Source organism: Thermosulfuriphilus ammonigenes, from assembly GCF_011207455.1.
GTDB classification, from domain to species: domain Bacteria; phylum Desulfobacterota; class Thermodesulfobacteria; order Thermodesulfobacteriales; family ST65; genus Thermosulfuriphilus; species Thermosulfuriphilus ammonigenes.
In genome coordinates, this window is sequence record NZ_CP048877.1 from 693,691 (window position 1) to 713,519 (window position 19,829).

The window sequence follows — 19,829 nt, forward strand, 5'->3', positions numbered from 1 at the left end:
TTTAAGACTCCACCAGGGTGTAGTCCATGAGGCGCTGTCGGGCCTCAAAGCCGGCCTCCTCAATAAAGCGTCTGATCTCCTCTACCGAAAGGCGATGGCTCACACCGGTAGCGGCAACGACGTTTTCTTCAATCATGGTGCTACCGAAATCGTTGGCCCCAAAGTAGAGGGCTACCTGGGCAATCTTTGGCCCCTGGGTGACCCAGGAGGCCTGAATATTGGGAATGTTGTCTAGAAGTATCCGAGATATTGCCAAGGTACGTAAATATTCCGCTCCCGAGGCCGGGAGAACATCAATGGCTGTATTGCGAGGTTGAAAGGGCCAGGGAATAAAGGCCGTAAACCCTCCGGTCCGATCTTGAAGGTCCCGGATTCGGAGGATATGGGTGAGACGTTCCTCGATGGTCTCAATGTGGCCAAACATCATGGTTGCCGTGGTCTTAAGACCCAACCTGTGAGCCGTCTCCATGACTTCAAGCCAGGCCTGGGCTGAGCACTTCCGGGGAGAAAGTTGTTCCCTTACCCTATCCACCAGAATCTCCGCCCCACCACCAGGAATGGAGTCAAGCCCCGCGGCAATGAGTCGCTCAAGGACCTTGACTATACTGAGGCCACTTATTTCTGAGAAGTGGACAATCTCTGGAGGGGAGAACCCGTGGATGTGAAGCCCCGGAAACTCTGTTTTCATAAAGCGAAGCATCTCCTCATAGAAGGAAAGATCAAGGTCGGGGTGAAGCCCCCCCTGAAGGAGAATCTGGGTACCACCAAGATCCAAGGTCTCTTGAATCTTTTGCCGAAGGGTCTCTTTATCAAGCACGTAACCTCCATCCTGGCCTGGAGCCCGAAAGAAGGCACAAAACTTACAGCCCGAGAGACACACATTGGTATAGTTGATGTTTCGATCAACGACATAGGTTACCAACGGTTGGGGATGAAGGCGTAGCCGCACCTCATGGGCCAGGGCCCCGAGGCTGGTCAAGTCGGCCTCATGGTAAAGGCAGAGGGCCTCTCCAAGGCCGATCCGGTGGCCATCAAGGACCCTTTGGCAGATCTTTTCAAGCTGACCCTTAAATGGGGGCCCGGTTAGGGCCCTCTCAGAGGGGGTTGTACAAGCTGTCTCGCTCCACTGGCTCAAAGCCGGCCTCCCTGATGAGACGTTCTATCTCTGTCCGGGTGAGGGTCTTTTCGTCCTCCACCCCAGAGAGCTCGCTGATTCGTTCCTCGATAACAGTGCCATGAAAGTCGTCGGCCCCGAAGGCCAAGGCCACCTGGGCGATTTTGAGCCCTAGAAAGATCCAGTAGGCCTTTATGTGAGGGAAGTTATCCAACATAAGACGGGAGATGGCTATCATCTTGAGATCTTCGGTACCGGTAGTGGGAGCTACTTTAAGGGGAGTTTTCTGGGGCTTGAAAGGCAAGGGAATAAAACAGAGGAACCCCCCGGTCTCATCTTGGGCCTCTCTTAGGGCCAGAAGATGTTTAAGACGTTCCTCGATGGTCTCAATGTGGCCATAAAGCATGGTAGCATTGGTGGGGATTCCTAACCGATGAGCCGTCTTGGAGATCTCTAGCCATCGTTTGCCGCTTATCTTCTTTTCACAGAGGAGATCCCTTACCCGGGGGCTAAAGACTTCAGCCCCTCCGCCAGGTAAACAGGCCAGCCCGGCCTCCTTGAGCTCAGTAAGCACCTGAGAGATGCTCTTCCCTGAGATTCGAGCCAAGTGATCTATCTCTACACAGGTAAAGGCTTTTATGTGGGCCTCGGGTCGAAGGGCTTTAAGGCGCCTAATGAGTTCTGGATAATACTCATAGGGAAGATCAGGGTGACAACCGCCGACGACATGGATCTCTCTAATTGGTTCCGAAAGTCGGGCTCGAACCTTGGCCTCAGCCTCCTCTAGGCTCATCTCATAGGCCCGGGGATCAGACTTCTGACAACCAAAAGCACAGAATTTACAGAGGTTAACACAAACATTGCTGTAATTTAGGTGCTGGTTGTAAATATAATAGGCCTTCTCACCGGAGTGGCGTCTCCGGGCAATGGCCGCTAGATATCCCAGAGCAGTAAGGTCAGAGGTCTCAAAAAGACGACGGCCGTCCTCGGCCTCCAGACGTTGGCCAGAGGCCACCTTTTCCAAGATGTCCTCCAGACCAGCCCGCCTAACAGCTCTTTCTCCTATTTGGGTGAGATACTGGGGCATGGAAACAACTCTCTTAAGGTCTGACCTGGCATTACTATACACAGATTTTTCCGCTTATCTACTCATTGAAGGGCCCCTTACTTGAGCCCCCGAAAATGTTCCCCAGTTCTTCTACTACCAAGTCGTGGAGGGCGGGTCTGAAGGCCTTTATTTTTTGGTTATGACGCCAGGGATGGACCCGGTTGCACAGAAAGACGATGATCAAATCCCTTTGCGGATCAATCCAGAAGGAAACGCCGGTAAAGCCCAGGTGTCCCCAGCTTTCTCTGCTAAGAAGGCTACCGGCCATTGAGAGACCCTGCACCTCAGGACGATCAAAACCCAAGGCCCAGGTACCCTGGCGGCGCCAGTGCCAAAAAAACTTCAGGGTCGTCCCCTTCAGCGGACCGTCTTCTCCCCGATAGATCTGATAGAGACAGGCAAGGAGCTGAACTACCGCCTCCAGACGACCGAAAAGCCCGGCCTGTCCGGCGGCTCCTCCCAGAGCCCAGGTGTTTTCGTCGTGAACCTCTCCCCAAAGGAGCTTTCCGCGCCAGGGGCAGACCTCAGTGGGGGCAATATCATCCTGAAGGATGCCCCTCTTAAGGGGAAAGAAGGTTAGGCCATGGCTAAGACCAAACCGAAGGTATAACCTTTGGGCCGACACATAAAATGGAGTCTCACTAATTAACCCCAGTATTTCCCCCAGGAGAAAAAAACCCAGATCGCTATACATCTCTTTAAGGCCCGGAGGATAACAGAGGGGTTCGTTAAGGAGCCAGTAGAGAAAGACCTGACGGCGCCTTTCAGGAGGATAAGTCAGCAAGCGGGCAAAATATGGACGATGGCTCGGAAGACCGCTGGTGTGGCTGAGAAGATAGGCCACAGGAACCTCTGAGAGGGGATAGGGAGCGGAGAGGAAGGCCTTAATGGGAGCCAGGGGATCAAAAAGCCCCTTGTCAAACAGGTCCATGGCTACCAGGGTGGTAGCCAGAGGTTTGGTAAGAGAGGCCAGATCATACCAGGTGTTTTCCGAAACCGGGGGAAACTCTCGGCCCCAAGCGGTTCTTCCTCGATAAAAAAGGGCCATCTTCCCCCTGTACCAGATCCCCAGGGCGCAGCCGGGAAAGACCCCCTCGTAAACTCCCCGATTGAGAAGCTCCTCAAGCCTGAGGGACACGGTCTCTCCCGGGTTTCCCGCCGAAGACTTCTTTGATAAGGCGCTCTAGATCCTGACGGGTAAACACATATGTGGTTCGGCAGAAGTCACAGCTTATCTCGGTGGATTCTTTCTCTTTGGCCAGCCTTTCAATCTCTTTGATTCCTAAAGCGATCAGGGCTCTTTCCACCCTTTCCCGCGAACAGCGACAGCCAAAAACCACCGGCCTTGTCTCCAGGATCTTAAGGGACACCGGAGATAGAAGCTCGCGGGCGACCTCTTCGGGAGCCAGGCCTCGGGAAAGAAGGCTGGTCAGGGGGGGCATCTCCCGGAGTCTCTTTTCTAGGCGGGCTACTGCCTCGTCGCTGGCCTCGGGGAGGCTCTGGAATAAGAGCCCTCCAGCGGCCTTGACCCGGCCATCCACCTCTACCAGGACTCCGATGGCCGCTGCCGAGGGCACCTGTTCAGAGACAGTAAGATAGTAACTCAAGTCCTCGGCTATTTCTCCAGAGACAAGGGGAACCGACCCCTGGTAGGGTTCTTTAAGACCGAGATCCTTGGTAACAGAGAAAAAGCCCCTGGCTCCCACTCCCCCACCTACGTCTAATTTTCGGGCCTCGGTAGGGGGAAGATGAACAGAAGGACGCTGGATGCATCCTCTGGCCCGGCCAGCCCCATCGGCTTCGGCTAATATTTCACCCAGAGGGCCTCCACCCTGGATCTGGATCATCACCCGATGATCTTCTTTTTTGAGGTCAGCCGACAGGAGTACAGCCGCCGTCATGGCTCTTCCGAGAGCAGCAATGGCCGTAGGGCTGGCCTGATGCCGTCGCCGGGCCTCATCTACCAGATGAGTTGTCCGGGCCCCGATGACCCGAAAAGATCCATCGTCGCTGACCCCTCTAAACAGATAGTCGTCCATGCTCCCTATATCTAGCCTGCCGGAGGGAGTTTTCAAGGATGCACCCCACTGGTAAGATGCCTGGCCATGGATGGACAGGAGTTGGTAGCCGAAGAAGCCTTTGCCATTGTTGAGGCCGGAGGGGAGATTCCAGAGGTAATTTACTATAATGCCATTTACTACCTCAGCGAAGATCCCGATGGCCCGGGGATACGTCTTACCCAAGAAGATCTAAGCCAACTCAAGCTGGCAGTGGTGGAACGGTATCGCCGGATCATCCTTCGAGACCTGACTCCAGAGAACCGAGATAAGTCTATCTATCGCGGCCTGGCCCGGGCCATAGTCAACTGGAAGAGACTGAAGAAGTTCTGTGACTGTCAAAAACTCGAAACAGGGATTTTAGCCTCTCTTCGTCAGGAAGTCTGCCGGGCCCTGGAGACCTTTTTGATTCAAGAGGCCTTTGATGTTAGCCGGGGACGACCCTGCTCCATAAACTGCTCCTCAAAAGAACTTTTCTCCTGGCTTAAAGAGTTAGGGGCCCCTTTAGAGGCTCTAGAAGGCCCTCTTAAGACCCTTTCTCCCTTCTTGATGCCCTGCTCAGCCAATGTTATCAACCAAGGTAATCAAGTAGAAAATAAAGGGGCTGTCCCCGGTCAAGAAATTTGAGTGCTCAGGTATTTGTCTCCATAATCCTGTTTTCATTTGCTGTGGCCGTTCTTCTTTTGGGAGCGGGGCTTTTTTTACCCTTTTTTAAGGCCATCGCCTGGGCGGTAATTCTAGCCTTGTTCTTTTACCCCCTGAACATGCGACTTCGACAGCGCCTCAAAGGCCATCGAGGAGTGGCGGCCTTTCTCATGTGTCTTCTTCTTATCTTCTTTATCATTGTCCCCGTATTTGCCTTTTTGGCCGCTTTGACCAATGAAGTCATCCGAATCTACTCTGAGATTCACACCTCTCTGGGGGAAAACGGCCTCCAGATTCTGCCCCATCTTCAGAAACATCCACTTTTTCAGCGTTTGGGAGAAGGGGTTTTAAAGACCCTTCAGGCCCGGGAGGCGGCCATAAAAGAGAGCCTGGTGGATGTTGTTCGCCAATTTGGTGATTTTTTCATCCGTCAGGGAACAGTAATCTTCAAAAACGTGGCTGGCCTGGTCATTCAGGGGGCCTTCATGATGGTGGCCCTTTATTATCTTTTTCGGGATGGAGATGATCTCCTCTATGCCCTAAAGAGCTTCGTCCCCTTGCCTCCCGGAGACGTGGAGATTATTGCCACCAAGATAAATCAGGTTCTTACGGCCACCTTATACGGAAGCGTGCTTACAGCCATGGTCCAGGGATCTCTGGGAATTTTTATCCTCTGGATACTGGGCTTCTCGGCCCCTCTTCTCTGGGGGCTCATCATGACCATCTCGGCCTTTGTTCCTCTTTTTGGAACGGCCCTGGTCTGGGGACCGGCCACCGTTTATCTTCTGATCAAAGGTTTGTATTTAAAGGCCCTGGTCCTCTTCCTCTTTGGGGGGCTGGTGATAAGTCAAATAGATTCCATCCTAAGGCCCCTCTTCATCGCCGGTCGGACCGATATTCACAATCTTTTTCTCTTCTTCAGCATTTTAGGAGGGCTTAACCTCTTTGGCTTTGTTGGGGTTCTCCTGGGGCCCATTATTATTGCCCTCTGTATTTCCATCCTAGAGATATACCGTTCCCGTATTTTACCAGGGGTAAGAAATGCCTGAGCTTCCTGAAGTTGAAACGGTAGTCAGAGATCTGAAGCCCAGGCTTACAGGGCGCAGAATAAGTGGTCTGAAGGTTCTTCTTCCCAAGCTCTTACGTCAAAAACCGGCAGAGTTTAACCGAATCATCGGCCACAAGATTCTGGGCCTTTCTCGTCGCGGAAAATTGATTCTCATCCATCTCTCTGGCGATTTGACGCTTATTGTTCACCTCAAACTCACCGGTAGGTTGGTTCATGGAAAGAATCAGCCTGACCACACCCATGTTATCTTTGAGTTCGATAACGGGAGTCGGCTTTTTTATGCCGATCTTCGGCAATTTGGCTTTCTAGATCTTGTCCCAACCTCCCGGCTAAAGACCCATCAGGCTCTGGCTTCTCTGGGGCCAGAGCCCTTTGACATCTCTGAGGAAGAGTTTCTGTCTATTCTTTCTAGAAGCCGCCGCAAGATAAAAGCCCTGCTCCTTGACCAGAACCTTATCGCCGGCCTAGGAAACATATATACTGATGAGGCCCTTTTCCGGGCCGGCATCCATCCAGAAAGACCAGCTAACACCTTGACCGCTGAGGAGGCCCGCCGCCTTCTTGAGGCTATCAGGCAGGTGCTTAAAGAAGCTATCTCTGCCCGCGGCTCTAGTGTAAGAAACTATGTCGATGGTCAGGGCCGGGCAGGATCCTTTCAGAGCCGCCACCAGGTTTACCACCAGCAGGGAAAGCCCTGTCCTCGATGCGGTACGCCCATTGTCCGCAAAATCGTTGCTGGTCGGGGAACCCATTTTTGTCCCTATTGTCAGCCATTCAAACACCCCCTCCCCTCTCTTGACTAGCCTGGCAGCGATGCTATCTTTGTTAGCGCCGGTCGGGACGTGGCTCAGTTTGGCAGAGCACTGCGTTCGGGACGCAGGGGTCGCAGGTTCAAATCCTGCCGTCCCGACCACTCCCAGATTTTCTCTCCAAGAATCCTCTCCTTAAAGGTCTCTCTACGCTATAGTAGAGGGATAAATTGGGGAAAGAGACAATCTTAGAAATATCAGGAAGGTTTATTCTAAGATATAGGTAGAAGAATAGAGGGGGCTTCCCCCCTCTCCGGCTTATCCCAGCTGGCTGATTAATCTTTTTAAGAAGTCCTCCCTTTCTTTAAGCTTATCCCGCCATTCTTTCTTTTCCGTGGCGGCAATCTCCATTCGGAGATCAGAAAGATATCTCTCAAGGATCTCCTTTAAAACCTGGGCCTCTTGAGAATCAAGTTCAATCTTTATCATCTTCCCCCCTCCTTAATCTTTCTTCTCAATTAAATTAGGTATTTTGGTTTTAAATGGCAACAACCATGCTTTACAGAGAAAATTTACCAAAAGGATCACTTTTGATCCGAACGGAACGGGAAAACGGCTATTTTGTGCTTAAAGGACGATAAGGCCCAGAATCTTACGCGGAGGGGTTGGCCTTTTGGTCAACCCTGATGTTCCCGGGTGATCTTATCCTCGTCTTCAGAAGACACCTTCTGGCTCTTCAGACCTTCCCAGATGGTCTTCACCAAATTGAGAATTTCTTTAAGGTGAAATGGTTTCTGAAGAAAATGAATTCGGTGTCCCATTTTGGGGATAGAGATTCCTGTCTCGTGACCACTTATGACGATAAAATGGGCCCGAGGCGATCGAACCAATGCCTCTTCGATAATTCTTAGCCCTCCCATAGCAGCCATATCCAGATCCACGATAAGGATGTCAAAGCCCTTTGGCTCCTTTTCCAGAAGCTCTAGGGCCTTCTCACCCTTGGCGGCGGTAGATACCTGATAGCCATGAAGGGAAAAGGCCTCTTTGAGAAGATTTCGAATGTAGGTGTCCTCTTCAGCTACCAAAATTCGACACACCCGAGGGGCCTCCGTGGGGAGGTGAGCCCTCTTTTTAACGGGGAAAATGATCCGGAAGGTGCTACCTCGCTCGGGGAGGCTCTCAAGCTCAATCTCTCCGCCCATAGATGAAACAAGGGAGTAAGCCATAGAAAGGCCAAGCCCCGCGCGCTTTTGATCCTTTTTGGTGGTGAAAAAGGGCTCAAAAATGAATTCCTGTAAATCTGGCGGGATGCCTACTCCTGTGTCTTTTATCTCCAGGATGACGTTACCTTCGGGGGAGACGCCGGTGGTGATGGTGATTTGACCACCTTCTGGCATGGCATCCACGGCATTGCTTATAAGGTTAAGAAGCACCTGCACTAAAGCCATGCGATCATAGTGAATGTGAGGCAACTCACGATCCAGATCGCTCTCAAGGATGATTTTCTCTGGAATAAGATCTCTTAAGACCACGAGAAGATTTTTGATGTCTTGATTGATGTCTCCCAGCTTAATATCGATGGGCTGTCCCATTCCCAGGGTAAGGAGTTTATTGGTAAGCTCACTTCCATGCTGAAGATCCCGCAAGATTCGGGCTGCCCTCTCCTGGAGTGCCCCTTGAGTCTCCTGTTTCAGGAGTTCCAGTTGCCCCATAGCTCCAGCCAAAAGATTGTTAAAGTGGTGGGCGATATTGCCGGCAAATCTGGAAAGGGCTTCCATCTTTTTTCCAAGGTGGCGTCTTCTTTCTCGCTCTTCGATAGGAGAGATATCCCGAATTGAGCAAACCAGAATTTGTTCTTCTCTTTCAAGCAGGTAAAGCCAAAGGTCGTAGTCTCCCCCTTGGGTAGTGACAATTCTTCGGGCCTGCCCCTTGGAAAGGGCTTCCTCCAGGGGACAGAAAGCACAAGGGGCATTTTCCCTAAAGAGTATCTGGAAACAAGATTCCCCTTTCCCTTGAATCTGCTGGGCCGCAGCATTTACGAAGAGAACCTTCCGTGAGGTATCAATACCTACGGAAGGATCTGGTTGGGTGGAAAAAATTTTACATATCTTGGGGTAGACGTTTTGAAACATTAAAAAATTACCATCCCTTAACTTAAAGTTAAAAAGCCCGCAAAACCGACATTTTTTCTACTTAGCCAGCTTTTTCCCATCTCGGCAAGACTAGCAATTTATTTGCCACTTTATGCACTCTATTACATCCGTTTTGCTACCCAAACTTACCAATTGAGCAAAAGATCCTGCGAAAATTGGGAAAAATTTTTCCGTTGCCCTTACGGAAAAAACGTCTCTTATTGGCGGGTTGTTTGACAGAAGCGGGACTGTAACAAGAAGTAAAAAAATTCTTAACAAATGGTAACAATTTTCGAGGAGTGTCTATCCCGGGAATTATCGAATCGAATTTCAAAAAACAGGCCGGGAAGAATTGGGCCCGGTTTCTTTAAGGATCTCCTCCAGCGCCCGCTGGATGTCCGGAAGACATCAGCGTCCCTTAGGATTAGTGTGGGCACAATTACAGCCTCCTCTCTTTTTGGCCCAAAGGATACTCTTTAGAATATTGGAATAGCCGTAGCGTTTATAATCTTCTTTAAGGTCCTCTAGGGTATAGCCAAAACAGTAGCAGATCATTTCTCTGGATTCAGGCATTGAAGACGCTCCCTTATTTTTATTTTATAGGTTATGAAGATGGATTGTGGGCCTGCCTGAACCTTTTCCAATCAATTATCTACCCCCCCTTTCAAGCCTAAAGTAACTTAATTGATCTTCCTGCCAACTTAAGGCTATTTTAAAGATTTTGATGATACTTTTTAATTTCGGAGAAAAAGTCCTTAAACATCTCTAATAGAAGGTTGTAGCCGGCCATGGTGTTTAGAGACCGTTAATAACCAAGCCTCCCCTTTTGGGGCCTGCCTCAAGATATCACTGAGTGCAGCTCTTTCGGGATCTCCTTCGCCTGAAAACAAGCCTTAACAAACAAGAGGCCTTGCTAGGCCCCACCAGAGAGAGTTTATAAAATTTTATATTGACTATTTAGCCAAATGGCTATATAGACAAAAAAGAGTTAGCTATGAAGAGACTTACCAAGCAACTTAAAGCCCTAGCAGATGGCACCAGGCTCCGGCTTGTAGCCCTTATTTCAACAAGGCCCTGCTGCGTATGTGAGCTGGCCGCAGTTCTTAATCTGGCCCAACCAACAATTACCAGACATCTCCAAAAACTTACCGAGGCTGGCTTCTTAGAGTATGAAAGACGGGGATTCTTCCAGATCTATCGCCTCTGTCCAGCCGACCAAAAGGCTAAGGATCTCCTGGCCCTTGTTATCCCCTCTCTATTGGAAGATCCAGAAATAATGGCCCTCCTTGAGAGGTTCCGCCACCTTAATGTAGGGCCAGCCTTTTTACGAGAGTGCCCTTCAAAACCTGAGGAGGAGAAGAACGGTGAACTGGAGACGTGAGACCTTCAGAATTCTCCTGGGAACAGCAATTTTTCTATTCTTTTTCTATTTTCCCCTTAAAGAAAGGGTCTTATCAGGGGCCAGGGAGGCCCTTCTACTCACCCACTGGTATGCCCGGGAGCACGTCATCTTTTGCCTTATCCCAGCCTTTTTTATCGCCGGGGCCATAAGTGTCTTTGTGTCCAAGGAATCCGTCATGCGCTACCTGGGGCCTGCCGCCCCCAAGCCGGTGGCCTATGGGGTAGCCGCTGTCTCGGGGACAATCCTGGCCGTTTGTTCCTGCACCATCCTTCCGCTCTTTGCCGGTATTTATATGAACGGTGCCGGCCTCGGGCCAGCGACCACCTTTCTTTATTCGGGGCCAGCCATAAATGTATTGGCCATTGTCCTTACGGCCCGTATCCTCGGTGCGGATATTGGCATTAGTCGGGCCCTGGGGGCCATCGTAGCCAGCATCATCATCGGGCTCATCATGGCCTTTATCTTCCGCCGAGAGGAGCAAGCGAGGCTATCCCAATTTGGTAGTGAAGACATCCCCCAGGGACGGCCCCTTTGGCAAAACGTCCTTTTTATGGCCACCCTGGTGGCCATTCTGGTGTTTGCCACCTGGGGAAAGGGCACCGGAGTATGGGCTGAGATTTACCGCCTTAAGTGGCCACTGGTGGCCCTGGCAGCCCTGAGCCTGCTGGCAGAACTTAAGGCCTTCTTCGGCGTAAGGCTTCCCTGGCTTCTGGCTACAGCAGCGGTAGTAACCGTGGGGGAGATCCTTTTCCCAGGGCATGAAGTCTCGTTTCTTACCGGGGTGTTTGTCCTCTCTCTGGCCCTTTATTCAACCGGCGGTGAGGCCCGCACTTGGCTTGAATCCTCCTATGTCCTTGGCCGACAGATTCTGCCCCTTCTTTTCTTCGGTGTTTTAGCTGCCGGCTTCTTTTTGGGAAGGCCAGGGCATGAGGGCTTTATTCCCTCCAACCTGGTGGCTGATCTTGTTGGCGGAAATTCCTTTGCCGCCAATTTTTTTGCCTCAATTTCCGGGGCCTTCATGTATTTTGCCACCCTGACCGAAGTGCCCATTCTTCAGGGTCTACTGGGGGCCGGCATGGGTAAAGGGCCAGCCCTGGCCCTTCTTCTGGCCGGACCAGCGGTCTCCCTTCCCAGTATGCTCGTCATCCGCTCGGTAATAGGGGTCAGGAAGACCGCTGCCTACGTGGTCATAGTAATAGCCATCTCCACCCTCTGCGGTTTCATCTACGGTTTGATCTCCGGAGGCTAAAAAGTGAGGAGTTTCGATACCACAAAAAACATCCAAGGAGGAAATGATGAAGATCAAAGTCCTAGGTCCAGGTTGCCCCAAGTGTGCCAATCTCTATGACAACGTTGTTTTGGCGATCAAGGAACTCGGCCTTGAGGCCTCGGTAGAAAAGATAACCGACCTCGGGCAAATAGCGGCCCATGGAGTCCTCCAGACCCCGGGGTTGGTTATAGATGGAAAGGTTGTCTCGCAGGGAAAGATTCTCTCGGTAGAGGAGATCATAAGACTCCTTAAGTCCTAAGGTTAAGGAGGTTACCTTGAAGCCTGAAGTGCTTTTTCTGTGTACCGAGAATGCCTGCCGATCCCAGTTGGCCGAGGCCCTGGCCAACCACTTCTTCGGCACAAAGGTGAAGGCCTTCTCGGCCGGAGTGCGTCCCAGAGGGGTGCATCCCCTGGCCCAAAAAGTCCTTGAGGAAGTGGGAATCGATGTCTCCGCCTTAAGGAGTAAGCATCTTGACGAGTTTTCAGGAAAGACCTTTGACCTGGTAGTCACTCTCTGCGATTCGGCTGCGGCCGAGTGCCCGGTCTTTCCCGGGGCCAAAAGAAGGCTCCATCTTCCTTTTCCTGATCCGGCAAAGTCTGGAGACGTAGAATCCTTCCGGGAGGTTCGGGACCAGATACTTCAGAAGTTAAAAGATCTTTTTGATGAGGAGAAAAGAAGATGAAGCGTCCAAGACTCGGATTTTTCGAACGTTACCTTACCCTCTGGATATTTTTAGCTATGGTCTTTGGTGTGCTCCTTGGGAAGTTCGTACCTCAGACGGCCCAGTTTCTGGAGCGCTTTCAGGTGGGGACCACCTCCATCCCCATCGCCATCGGCCTCATCCTGATGATGTATCCGCCGCTGGCCAAAGTCCGCTATGAAGAACTTCCCATCGTCTTCTCCAACAAGCGGATGCTGGCCCTCTCCCTCATCCAGAACTGGGTGGTGGGACCGCTCGTCATGTTTGTGCTGGCGGTGCTCCTTCTTCCGGATCACCCAGACTACATGATGGGAGTTATTCTGGTAGGCCTTGCCCGATGCATTGCCATGGTCCTGGTGTGGAATGATCTTGCCGATGGCGACCGGGATCTGGCCGCTGGCCTGGTGGCCTTTAATGCCATCTTCCAGGTCTTAACCTATTCTCTCTATGCCTATCTCTTTCTCTATGTCATGCCCTCCTTTTTGGGTCTTAAGGGAGTGGTCGTAAAGGTCTCCATGCTGGAGGTGGCCAAGTCGGTCTTCATATATCTGGGAATTCCCTTTCTGGCCGGCCTGATTACCAACCAGATTCTGCGTCGCACAAGGGGCGACTCTTGGTACTTTACTCGATTTGTCCCCCGGGTCTCCTGGCTTACCCCCATCGCCCTCCTCTTCACCATTGTGGTAATGTTTTCCCTCAAGGGCCAATTTATCGTAGACCTTCCGGTGCACGTTCTTCGGGTGGCTCTTCCCTATGTGGGTTACTTCTTCTTCATGTGGTTTGTAACCTTTTTTATCGCCTACCGGATGAAGATCTCTTACCCCAAGACCGTGGCCGTCTCCTTTACGGCGGCCAGCAACGACTTTGAGCTGGCCATCGCCGTAGCGGTAGCGGTCTTTGGGCTTAAGTCCGGTCAGGCCTTTGCCACGGTAATTGGTCCTTTAGTAGAGGTCCCCATCCTTATTTCCCTGGTCAACGTGGCCTGGTACTTCCGGAGGAGGCTTTTCGGTGAAGTGCCCAAACCTGCTTAAGATATTATTCATTTTGGCTCTTTCCATAATCTGGGCTTCTCCGGGCCTCGCCGACTCTCCGTTAACCTTGGATAAGGCCCTAAGAGAAGCCCTCAAACGCAATCCAGAAATCTTAGCCCGCAAATATGAAGTGGCCGCCTCCAAGGAGAGATACCGGGCCGAACGCGGGAAACTCTTTCCCCAGGTCAACTTCATAGCTCAGGCTAGCCGGCTAAGTGATGCTCAGGCGGTAGTTCCTATTAAAGGGCCCGGGCCCTTTCCGGCCTTTAGCCGAGATCGCTATTTCTTTAATCTGGAAACCCTTCTTCCCATTTATGAAGGTGGAAGGCTGCGCCGAAGGGCAAAAATCGCTGAGCTGGCTATCGCCTTTAAAGAAGGCCTGAGCCGACAAACAGCCCTGGATCTTCTAGCCAACGTCAAAGATACTTTTTATTTAGCCCTCTACCTTGAAGCCCTGGTTTCGGCCCGAGAAAAAACGCTAGCCGCTCTTAAAGACCAGGAAAAAGAGGCTGAGCTGAGGCTAAAAGTGGGCCGCATCCCGCCCCTTGACCTCATGCGCATAAGAACCCAGGTGCGGGCTGAAGAGGCCGCGCTTTCAGCCGCCAAAGAAGCCCTCCGGCGAGCCAAAGAGGCTCTCAGTGTTCTCCTCGGGGAGCCTCCCAGAAGCGACTTCAGGGTGGCCGGGACGCTTGAGATCAAAAAATTAAAACTCCAAAAAATAGACATTGAGGAGGCCCTCTCCTGTCGGCCAGATATCTTTGCCCAAAGGCAGGCCGTCCGGCAGGCTCAAGAAGAAATCAAGCTTGCCTCTGGAGAACATCTGCCAAGCCTTGATCTCTTTGCCGATTACGGCCGAAGGGCCGGCTCCGGGCTCAACGATTCCGAGGAGGTCTGGGAGGCCGGAGTGCGACTCAGGCTCAACATCTTTAGCGGAGGGACCATTTCGGCCCGGGTGGCCGAGGCCCGCTCCCGGGCCCTGGCCGAAAGGGAACGCTTAAGGCTCCTTGAACTTTCGGCCCGGCGGGAGATCGCTGACGCCCTCTCCCTCATTGCTCAGGCCGAAGAAGAAGTGGCCCATTTTGAGGCCGCCAGGGCCACCGCTAAAGAGGCCTTCCGCGTAGAGAGCCTCAAATACCGCACCGGAGCCGGCACGGTGACCGACATGCTTCTGGCCCAGGCGGCCTGGGCCCAGGCCGAGGCCGACTACCTCGGGGCCCGCTACCGCCTGGCCAAGGCCTACGTGGCCTACGAGCGGGCCACCACCCTCATCGCCCGCGGCTGGCTGAAACTTGAGTGTTGGTCCACCGCAAAATTTGAAGGCAAGAATTCGAAGGCGGAGAAATAATGCTTGGTCTTGCCGGCAAGTTTTACGTGATCGCGACTATCTTAGGCATATTGCAAGCGTTTTCTATTTTGTCATGGCGAACATACGCGAGCAGCAAAGACATCTCAACGGATCGGTTGCCGAGATCGCTTCGGGCCCTCTACGCATTTTAAAGCGTAGAGAGATCCTCGCGATGACCTACTTATGTCATTGCGAGCGCAGCGAAGCAATCTCAAGGATCACTTGGCCTGCCGCCTTTACAATGACAGGCCATTTCAGCGCCTTCACCTTCGGAGGGGAACATGAAGAAAATTAAGATCCTTTTGGTCTTGCTCATAGCGGCCGTGGTGGTGGCCCTGGCCGTCCACCTGGTAAAAAAGAAAAAGGAGGCCCTGGCCAAGCTCCCGCCCCCGAAGGTCGTCCCCCTCCCGGTGGAGGTAGCCAAAGTAAAGTGGGGAAAATTGGCCGTTACCGAACACTATCTGGGAGAGATAAAACCCGTACTTGGAGCCAAGATCAGCTCCCGCATCTCGGGCTACCTCCTTGCGGTGACTAAATATGAAGGAGACCGGGTAAAAAAGGGAGAACTCCTGGCAAGGATCGATGATAAGCCCATTAGGGCCCGGATCTCGGCCCTTAAGGCCCAGATAGAAGCCGCCCAAACGAGTTTCCTTACCAAAAAGCGCATCTTTGAGCGTGACCGCATCCTTTACGAGAATAAGGCCATCTCCAAGGAGGCCTTTGAAATCTCAGAAGCCGCCTTCAAGGAGGCCAAGGCCCGGCTTAAGACCCTGGAGGCTGAACTTTCCGCCGCCAAAAACGACCTTTCCTACACCGTGATCAGAGCTCCCTTTAGCGGGGTGGTAACGGCCCGGCTCAAGGAACCCGGAGAGCTGGCCCTTCCCGGAGTCCCCATCCTGGCCCTGGAGGAACCGACCAAAGGCTACCGGGTGTTCGTTCGTGTGCCCCAGACCAAGGCGGCCTCTTTCAGGCCCGGGGCCAGGGCCCTGCTCACCGAAGGGGAAAAGCGGCTTTCAGCAAGTATCTTTCGGGTGCACCCGGCGGTGGGGCCCGGGGAACTGGCCACAGTGGAGATCAGGCTTCCCAGCCGCCCCTTTGGGCTCCCTTCCGGAGCAAGGGTAGGCGTGGACCTTACGCTCAAAGAAGCGGAAGGGGCCATCGTCCCCTTAAGGGCCCTTCTTGAGAATGCAAACGAAACTTACGTCTTACGGGTAAAACCCGAAAAAGACGGCCTGGGAGAAATTGAAGCCGTAAAAGTCGAACTCCTTGGCCGTTCAGGAGAGGAGGTCGCCCTGTCCGGCCCTCTCTCTAAGGGTGATCTCGTAGTGGTGGCCGAGGAATCCACCCTCCTCAGACTCCACCAAGGGGAGAAAGTGCGGCTGGAAAATTAGCATAGTAAAATTTTCGGAAAATAAAGCAGGAGGAAATTTTATGCTGGCCAAGCTTTCGGCTAAAAACCAGATTACCATTCCCAAGAAGATTCTGGAGAAGCTTCCCCCAGTCAAATATTTCGAAATATCTCTGGAAGACGGGGTCATCGTTTTGCGCCCTATCCCGGAAAATTCTCTGAGCCTTACTGAAATCCGGAAAAAAATGAAAAAACTCGGAATCACCGAAGAGACGGTGGCTGAGGCCATAAAATGGGCCAGAAAAAGATAATCCGCGTAGTACTCGACACCAACGTAGTGGTCTCGGCCCTTCTTTTTGGAGGAACACCCGGGGAGTTGGTTTTTTGGTGGAAAAAAAGGCGCATAATCCCCCTTCTTTCAAAGGAAATATTAGACGATTACCTACGAGTGCTTGCTTATCCCAAATTTGAACTCACCAAAGAAGAAATCCTCTTCCTAATTACCAGGGAGATCCTTCCCTGGTTTGAAGTCGTGGAGAATATCACGGATAAAACCTCCTACGTCCCCGAAGACCCTGAAGACGACAAGTTTTTGCGTTGTGCCGTTTCCGGAAAGGCTGATTACCTGGTGAGCGGAGACCAGCATCTTTTAAAGCTCTCGGCCCCTCCGGTACCCGTCCTTTCGGTGCAGGAATTTTTAAGGCGACTCAAGGAGAAGTCATGAGTTTTGTAGAGCGTTATTTAAAAAATCCTTATCTCATTACTTCGCTTATCATCCTGGGCGTGGTCCTGGGGTTTCTTTCCTTCCGGGAGATGCCCTTAAACCTATTTCCCGACGCCAACTACCCGAAGATCGCTGTGGTCCTGGTCTGGCCCGGGGCCTCGGCCGAAGACGTGGAAGATAAAGTGGCCCGTCGGGTGGAAAAGGAGCTCGCCACCCTTGACCTGGTGCGCAAAGTCCAGTCCTCCTCGCGGGACGAAGTGGCGGCGGTTTCCGTAGAGTTTGAATACGAAAAGGGCCTTGATTCGGCAGAAGTCGACGTCTCCGCCGCTCTTAACCGCATCTGGGCCTCCCTCCCCAAGGGGCTTCTTCCCGCACGCATCTTCCGGGTAAGCGACGCCACGGCCCCGGTCTGTACCCTTGCGGTCTATCCCAAACCCGGAGCACCCCTTGATCTGGCCAAGGTACGCCAGCTTGCCGACAACGAGCTCCGGGAGGCCCTCCTGCGCATCCCGGAAGTGGCCCAGGTGGAGGTCTTCGGGGGGTATTTCCCGGAAGTACGCCTTGAGGTGGACCGTGACAAACTTGCCCGCTACGGTCTTAACCTCTCCCAGGTCATCTCGGCCATCTACGCCGAAAATCTTAATATCCCGGGGGGGCTTCTTATCCGGAGCCACGACCAGATCCTCATTAAGGTAGCCGGCGAAAGGCTTGAAAAACAAAAACTCCTTGACCTGGTGGTGGCCCGCACCAAAAACGGCGAGATCCACCTGCGGGATATCGCCCGCCTTAAGACCCTTTACGCCGAAAGGGAGAGCCTCTTTCACGGAAACGGGAGACCGGCCATCGGCATCAACATCCTGCGCCCGGAAAAGGGCCACGTGACGGTAACCCTGGCCGGTCTCCACCGGGAACTTCCCAAGATCAAAAAAATGTTCCCTGAGCTCTCTTTTGAGGTGGCGGACACTCAGGAAAACCTCATCCGCACCTCCATCTCCAACATGATCGACGCCTTAAGGGACGCGGTGGTCCTCACTGTAGGCGTGATTTTCATCATCCTTGCCCGCTGGCGGATGACGCTTCTTGCTGCCATCTCTATCCCCTTCACCTATTTCATGACCTTTTTCGGGATGAGGCTCCTTGGCTTTGAGCTTAATATTGTGACTCTCACCGCCGTGATCGTGGCCGTGGGGCTTCTCCTTGACGACGCCATCGTGGTCATCGAAAACATCGACCGCCACCATCACCTGGGAAAGCCCCCTTTTCAGGCCGCCGTGGACGGGACAAAGGAGATCTGGCTTGCGGATTTCGCCGGCACCATCACCACCGTGGCCGTGCTGGTGCCCATTCTTTTCATCGGGGGCTACGTGGAGAAGATCCTAAGGCAGTTTGCCTCAGTTCTCATCTTAGCCCTTCTTTCTTCCTATGTGGTCTCGATTACCGTGATCCCGCTTCTCTCTCAAAAGATCCTTAGAGGAGATGCCCGCCGGAACGCCTTTGAACGCCTGCTCTATCGCGTAAGTGAAGGAATCCTTGAGCCTTTGAGAAACTTCTTCGTGGCCCTCTTTGACTTTGCGGTGACCAAAAGGCTTCTTTTCATCGGGCCTCTGGGGATAGGTCTTCTGGTCTTGAGCCTTAAGCAGATGCCCCTGGTGGGCAAGGACCTCATGCCCCCCATGGACACAGGGATCATCAAGATCTCTTTTGAGACCGAGGCCAACACCTCCCTTGCCCAGACAGAAAAGATCGTGAACCAGATGGAAGAGATCATACGCGAGACCCCGGGTTTTATCCGTATGGCCACCATGGTGGGAAGCGAGCCCGGGGTGATCAGCTTCGGGGCGGAGAGGACCCCTCAGCAGGGGCTCATCACCGTCCATTTCATAGACCGCTTCCACCGCAAGGAGACCATCTGGCAGATCGAAGAGGAGCTTAGAGAAAAGTTCCTGCGTATCCCGGGACTCAGGTACGTGCACGTCTATGACTTTGGCGCCACCCCACTTTCTTCCATCGCCGCTCCGGTGGACGTTATGATCAGCGGGCCGGACCCAAAAGTACTCGATCGTCTGGCCGAAGAGGTAAAGACAAGACTTTACAAAGTCCGGGGGCTGGTCTCCATCTCCCGCAACTGGACGTTAGAGAAGAGAGAAATCGAACTCGTACTCAACCTGGAAAAGCTTGCCCGTTATAAAGTCTCTCCCCTTGAACTTGCCAGCACCGTGCGTGCGGCCTTCAGCGGCGCGGCGGCCTCAGTGCTAAGGGTGCCGGGGGAAGACGGCTACGTGATAAGGGTGCGCTTTCCAGAAGGAGAAAGGCGGACGCTCTCTGATCTTAAGACCTTAAAGATCCCCACCCCTGAGGGCCCTGTTCCTTTAAATGAACTTGCCACCTTCCAGGAGGTAAGGACCCTTACCGTCTATAAGCGCCAGGGGCTCTCCCCGGTGGTGGACGTCCTGGGTTACCGCTACACCACGGCCATCACCCACCTTCAGGGGCAGGTGAACCGGCTCCTGGCTGACCTCCCCCTTCCTCCGGGCTACCGCATAAGCCAGGAGGGGGAAAGCAAACACATGGGAGAGTCTTTTAGCCGCCTCAAAAAAGCCCTGATCTTGGCCCTGGTACTCCTCTACTTCTCCCTGGTGCCCACTTTCAAGTCGTTCTTAGATCCCTTGACCATTATGGTTGCCATACCGCTTTCCCTTATCGGGGCGGTCTGGGGACTTTTGATCGTGGGGCGGCACTTCTGTATGCCGGCGGCCATGGGGATGATCCTTCTGGCAGGAATCGTGGTCAATAACTCCATCCTGCTTATCGACTTCATCAAAAGAGCCCGGGCCGAGGGCAAGGGCCGGCGGGAGGCCATCGAAGGAGCCATCAGGATCAGGACCCGCCCCATCATCATGACCGCCATGGGGACCATTACCGGCATGCTTCCCATCGCCGCCGAAAGGGCCTTAGGGCTTGAAAGGCTCTCGCCGCTTGCGGTGGTGGCCATTGGTGGTCTTTTGGTGGCCACCCTCCTCACCTTGCTTTACGTGCCGCTCTTTTACACGCTTTTTGAGGATTTGAAAAAGAAAATAAGGAGAATAAGGGGGAATCAGTGAGAAAAAGATGGTTTTTATAAAAGTTTTGCCTTT

The 19,829-nt window shown here is 52.8% G+C and carries 20 protein-coding genes and 1 tRNA gene; 14 read left to right on the forward strand and 7 right to left on the reverse strand.

Annotation, left to right across the window (positions count from 1 at the left end):
- Position 1: 1 nt before the first annotated feature.
- Genes mqnC through hslO form a run of 4 tightly spaced genes read right to left on the reverse strand, consistent with a single transcriptional unit; the run spans position 2 to position 4,261 of the window.
- Positions 2-1,051, reverse strand: coding sequence for a cyclic dehypoxanthinyl futalosine synthase (mqnC, locus tag G4V39_RS03365; protein ID WP_166033051.1), 1,050 nt, complete (start codon positions 1,049-1,051; stop codon positions 2-4).
- Positions 1,052-1,094: 43 nt separating this feature from the next.
- Positions 1,095-2,201 carry an aminofutalosine synthase MqnE gene (gene mqnE, locus G4V39_RS03370; protein WP_166031591.1) on the reverse strand — a complete coding sequence of 369 codons (1,107 nt, stop codon included), beginning with the start codon at positions 2,199-2,201 and terminating at the stop codon, positions 1,095-1,097.
- 58 nt (positions 2,202-2,259) lie between these two features.
- On the reverse strand, positions 2,260-3,360 hold the full coding sequence (locus tag G4V39_RS03375) for a serine hydrolase domain-containing protein (RefSeq protein ID WP_166031592.1): 1,101 nt from the start codon (positions 3,358-3,360) through the stop codon (positions 2,260-2,262).
- Entirely contained in the window at positions 3,344-4,261 is a 918-nt protein-coding gene (gene hslO / locus G4V39_RS03380) for an Hsp33 family molecular chaperone HslO (protein ID WP_166031593.1), read from the reverse strand. Before hslO ends, G4V39_RS03375 begins: the two co-directional genes overlap by 17 nt.
- 66 nt (positions 4,262-4,327) lie before the next feature.
- Between hslO and G4V39_RS03385 the strand changes: the two genes are divergently transcribed.
- The 4 genes from G4V39_RS03385 (at position 4,328) to G4V39_RS03400 (ending at position 6,906) form a co-directional block, all read left to right on the forward strand.
- Entirely contained in the window at positions 4,328-4,906 is a 579-nt protein-coding gene (locus G4V39_RS03385; RefSeq protein WP_166031594.1) for a hypothetical protein, read from the forward strand.
- Complete coding sequence (locus tag G4V39_RS03390; RefSeq protein WP_166031595.1) at positions 4,903-5,973, forward strand: AI-2E family transporter; 1,071 nt, start codon at positions 4,903-4,905, stop codon at positions 5,971-5,973. The genes G4V39_RS03385 and G4V39_RS03390 overlap by 4 nt, the downstream gene beginning before the upstream one ends.
- Positions 5,966-6,796 (forward strand): bifunctional DNA-formamidopyrimidine glycosylase/DNA-(apurinic or apyrimidinic site) lyase, encoded by an 831-nt coding sequence (gene mutM / locus G4V39_RS03395; RefSeq protein WP_166031596.1) that lies wholly within the window; start codon positions 5,966-5,968, stop codon positions 6,794-6,796. The genes G4V39_RS03390 and mutM overlap by 8 nt, the downstream gene beginning before the upstream one ends.
- A 33-nt stretch (positions 6,797-6,829) precedes the next feature.
- A tRNA-Pro gene (locus tag G4V39_RS03400) sits at positions 6,830-6,906 on the forward strand.
- Between the two features lie 154 nt (positions 6,907-7,060).
- Here the strand turns inward: G4V39_RS03400 and G4V39_RS03405 are convergent.
- From G4V39_RS03405 to G4V39_RS03415, 3 genes are all read right to left on the reverse strand, one after another.
- Complete coding sequence (locus G4V39_RS03405; protein WP_166031597.1) at positions 7,061-7,231, reverse strand: hypothetical protein; 171 nt, start codon at positions 7,229-7,231, stop codon at positions 7,061-7,063.
- A 188-nt stretch (positions 7,232-7,419) separates the two neighbouring features.
- Positions 7,420-8,874 (reverse strand): PAS domain-containing hybrid sensor histidine kinase/response regulator, encoded by a 1,455-nt coding sequence (locus tag G4V39_RS03410; RefSeq protein ID WP_166031598.1) that lies wholly within the window; start codon positions 8,872-8,874, stop codon positions 7,420-7,422.
- A 408-nt stretch (positions 8,875-9,282) separates the two neighbouring features.
- The gene (locus G4V39_RS03415) at positions 9,283-9,447 is read right to left on the reverse strand and encodes a bacterioferritin-associated ferredoxin (RefSeq protein WP_166031599.1); all 165 of its coding nucleotides are present in this window, start codon (positions 9,445-9,447) and stop codon (positions 9,283-9,285) included.
- A gap of 421 nt (positions 9,448-9,868) precedes the next feature.
- On the opposite strand from G4V39_RS03415, the gene G4V39_RS03420 reads away from it, so the two are divergent.
- From G4V39_RS03420 to G4V39_RS03465, 10 genes are all read left to right on the forward strand, one after another.
- On the forward strand, positions 9,869-10,255 hold the full coding sequence (locus G4V39_RS03420; protein ID WP_166031600.1) for an ArsR/SmtB family transcription factor: 387 nt from the start codon (positions 9,869-9,871) through the stop codon (positions 10,253-10,255).
- The gene (locus G4V39_RS03425; RefSeq protein WP_166031601.1) at positions 10,239-11,525 is read left to right on the forward strand and encodes a permease; all 1,287 of its coding nucleotides are present in this window, start codon (positions 10,239-10,241) and stop codon (positions 11,523-11,525) included. Before G4V39_RS03420 ends, G4V39_RS03425 begins: the two co-directional genes overlap by 17 nt.
- A gap of 46 nt (positions 11,526-11,571) precedes the next feature.
- Positions 11,572-11,805 carry a thioredoxin family protein gene (locus tag G4V39_RS03430; protein WP_246169724.1) on the forward strand — a complete coding sequence of 78 codons (234 nt, stop codon included), beginning with the start codon at positions 11,572-11,574 and terminating at the stop codon, positions 11,803-11,805.
- A gap of 16 nt (positions 11,806-11,821) precedes the next feature.
- Positions 11,822-12,229 (forward strand): arsenate reductase ArsC, encoded by a 408-nt coding sequence (locus G4V39_RS03435; protein ID WP_166031603.1) that lies wholly within the window; start codon positions 11,822-11,824, stop codon positions 12,227-12,229.
- Positions 12,226-13,278 carry an ACR3 family arsenite efflux transporter gene (gene arsB / locus G4V39_RS03440; RefSeq protein ID WP_166031604.1) on the forward strand — a complete coding sequence of 351 codons (1,053 nt, stop codon included), beginning with the start codon at positions 12,226-12,228 and terminating at the stop codon, positions 13,276-13,278. The genes G4V39_RS03435 and arsB overlap by 4 nt, the downstream gene beginning before the upstream one ends.
- Entirely contained in the window at positions 13,256-14,623 is a 1,368-nt protein-coding gene (locus tag G4V39_RS03445; protein WP_166031605.1) for a TolC family protein, read from the forward strand. The genes arsB and G4V39_RS03445 overlap by 23 nt, the downstream gene beginning before the upstream one ends.
- A 281-nt stretch (positions 14,624-14,904) precedes the next feature.
- The gene (locus tag G4V39_RS03450) at positions 14,905-16,014 is read left to right on the forward strand and encodes an efflux RND transporter periplasmic adaptor subunit (protein ID WP_166031606.1); all 1,110 of its coding nucleotides are present in this window, start codon (positions 14,905-14,907) and stop codon (positions 16,012-16,014) included.
- Positions 16,015-16,054: 40 nt separating this feature from the next.
- Positions 16,055-16,282 carry an AbrB/MazE/SpoVT family DNA-binding domain-containing protein gene (locus tag G4V39_RS03455; RefSeq protein ID WP_166031607.1) on the forward strand — a complete coding sequence of 76 codons (228 nt, stop codon included), beginning with the start codon at positions 16,055-16,057 and terminating at the stop codon, positions 16,280-16,282.
- Entirely contained in the window at positions 16,264-16,695 is a 432-nt protein-coding gene (locus G4V39_RS03460; RefSeq protein WP_166031608.1) for a putative toxin-antitoxin system toxin component, PIN family, read from the forward strand. Before G4V39_RS03455 ends, G4V39_RS03460 begins: the two co-directional genes overlap by 19 nt.
- Complete coding sequence (locus G4V39_RS03465) at positions 16,692-19,796, forward strand: efflux RND transporter permease subunit (protein WP_166031609.1); 3,105 nt, start codon at positions 16,692-16,694, stop codon at positions 19,794-19,796. Before G4V39_RS03460 ends, G4V39_RS03465 begins: the two co-directional genes overlap by 4 nt.
- Positions 19,797-19,829 lie beyond the last annotated feature (33 nt).